At 70.6% G+C, this 2,581-nt stretch carries 2 protein-coding genes; both read left to right on the top strand.

The genetic code is table 11. The annotated features are described in order from the left end of the window. On the top strand, positions 1-505 hold a 505-nt coding region (locus HW445_RS26235), incomplete at its 5' end, for a response regulator transcription factor (RefSeq protein WP_180223365.1). A gap of 185 nt (positions 506-690) precedes the next feature. Then, positions 691-2,520: a glycoside hydrolase family 18 chitinase gene (locus HW445_RS26230; RefSeq protein WP_180223364.1), complete on the top strand. Its 1,830-nt coding sequence runs from the start codon at positions 691-693 to the stop codon at positions 2,518-2,520. Positions 2,521-2,581: the final 61 nt, after the last annotated feature.

Genomic DNA, 2,581 nt, shown 5'->3' with positions numbered 1-2,581 from the left:
CGTCCTCATGGACGTGCGGATGCCGCTGCTCGACGGGGTGGGCGCCACCCGGCGGATCGCCGCCGAGCAGCTGGCCGACGTGCTGGTGCTGACCACCTTCGACCTGGACGAGTACGTCTTCGGCACGCTGCGCGCGGGTGCGGCCGGCTTCCTGCTGAAGAGCGCCGAGGCGGCCGAACTGATCGAGGGGGTGCGGACGGTGGCCCGCGGCGAGGGGCTGATCGCCCCGGCCGTCACCCGGCGGCTGATCGCGGCGTTCGCCGCCGGCGCGCCGGGACGCCCGCCCCGCGGGGGCGGGCCGGACACGGCGGCGCTGGACACCCTGACGCCCCGGGAGCGCGAGGTGCTCTCCTGCCTCGGCGAGGGGCTGTCCAACGCGCAGATCGCCACCCGCCTGGAGATGGCGGAGGCCACGGTGAAGACGCACGTCAGCCGCCTGCTCGGCAAGCTCGATCTGCGCAGTCGCGTCCAAGCCGCGGTGCTCGCGCAGGAGTTGGGGATCTGAGGGCGGCGACCGCCTCGGCGCCGGTCCCTGCTTTAAACAAGAAACCTGCATTGGTCCAGACCTATTGACCGGTGGTCCAGACCTTTCTACGCTGACCGCACTTGAACGGCGTCATGGACCCGTCAAGGTACCTGGTAGTCGCAGTCGCAGCACCCCCCCTCACCCTCACCCCCGAGGAGGCGCAGATGCGCTTCAGACAACGAGTGACGGCGGCAGTCGCCACGCTCGTCCTTCCCGTCGCCGGACTGGTCGGGCTCGCCACGCCCGCCCAGGCGGCCACCTCGGTCACCGCCACCTACGCCAAGACCCAGGACTGGGGCACCGGCTTCGAAGGCAAGTGGACCGTCAAGAACACCGGCACCACGGCCCTCTCCTCCTGGACCGTCGAGTGGGACTTCCCCTCCGGCACCAAGGTGACCTCCGCCTGGGACGCCACCGTCACCAACTCCGGTGACCACTGGACGGGCAAGAACCTGTCCTGGAACGGAAGCCTCGCCCCGGGCGCCTCCATCTCCTTCGGCTTCAACGGCTCGGGCACCGGCTCCCCCACCGGCTGCAAGATCAACGGCGGCTCCTGCGACGGCGGGACCCCCGTACCCGGCGACAGCGCCCCGTCCGCCCCCGGCAAGCCGACCGCCTCCAACGTCACCGACACCTCGGTCCGGCTCGCCTGGAGCGCCGCCACCGACGACAAGGGCGTGAAGAACTACGACGTGCTCCGCGGCGGCGTGAAGGTCGCCACCGTCACCGGCACCTCGTACACCGACTCGGGTCTGAGCGCGGGCACCGACTACTCCTACGCGGTCCAGGCGCGTGACACCGCCGACCAGACCGGCCCGGTCAGCGCCTCCGTCGCGGTCCGCACCACCGGCGGCTCCACCACGCCCACCGACCCGCCGCCCGGCGGCAAGGTCAACCTCGGCTACTTCACCGAGTGGGGCATCTACGGCCGGAACTACCACGTCAAGAACCTGGTGACCTCCGGATCGGCCTCGAAGATCACGCACATCAACTACTCGTTCGGCAACGTCAAGAACGGGCAGTGCGTCCTCGACGACTCCTTCGCCGCCACCGACAAGGCGTACACCGCCGACCAGTCCGTCGACGGCGTCGCCGACACCTGGGACCAGCCGCTGCGCGGCAACTTCAACCAGCTGCGCAAGCTGAAGGCGAAGTACCCGCACATCAAGGTCCTGTACTCCTTCGGCGGCTGGACCTACTCCGGCGGCTTCGGCCAGGCCGCGCAGAACGCCGCGGCGTTCGCCAAGTCCTGCAAGGCCGTCGTGGAGGACCCGCGCTGGGCCGATGTCTTCGACGGCATCGACATCGACTGGGAGTACCCGAACGCCTGCGGTCTGACCTGCGACACCTCCGGCCCGGCCGCGTTCAAGAACCTGGCCTCGGCGCTGCGCACCGAGTTCGGTCCGAACTACCTCGTCACCGCGGCGATCACCGCCGACGGCTCGTCCGGCGGCAAGATCGACGCGGCCGACTACGGCGGCGCCGCGCAGTACCTCGACTGGTACAACGTGATGACGTACGACTACTTCGGCGCCTGGGCCACCACCGGTCCGACCGCCCCGCACTCGCCGCTCACCTCGTACTCCGGCATCCCGACCGCGGGCTTCAACTCCGCGGACGCGATCGCCAAGCTCAAGGCGAAGGGCGTGCCGTCCTCCAAGCTGCTGCTCGGCATCGGCTTCTACGGCCGCGGCTGGACCGGCGTCACCCAGTCCGCCCCCGGCGGCACGGCGACCGGGGCCGCGCCCGGCACCTACGAGGCGGGCATCGAGGACTACAAGGTCCTCAAGAACTCCTGCCCCGTCACCGGGACGATCGCCGGCACGGCCTACGCGCACTGCGGCAACCAGTGGTGGTCCTACGACACCCCGGCGACCATCGCGGGCAAGATGGCCTGGGCCAAGTCCCAGGGCCTGGGAGGCGCGTTCTTCTGGGAGTTCAGCGGTGACACCGCCAACGGCGAGCTCGTGAGCGCCATCGCGAGCAACCTGTAGCAGCGCACCGGCACCACGAAGCGGGGGCGGCCCCACCGGCCGCCCCCGCTTCTCGCGTTCC

The sequence above is a fragment of the Streptomyces sp. UH6 genome (assembly GCF_013421635.1).
Taxonomy (GTDB): domain Bacteria; phylum Actinomycetota; class Actinomycetes; order Streptomycetales; family Streptomycetaceae; genus Streptomyces; species Streptomyces abyssomicinicus.
The sequence above is the reverse complement of the archived record's forward strand: the minus strand, read 5'-3'. Positions and strand labels throughout refer to the sequence as shown.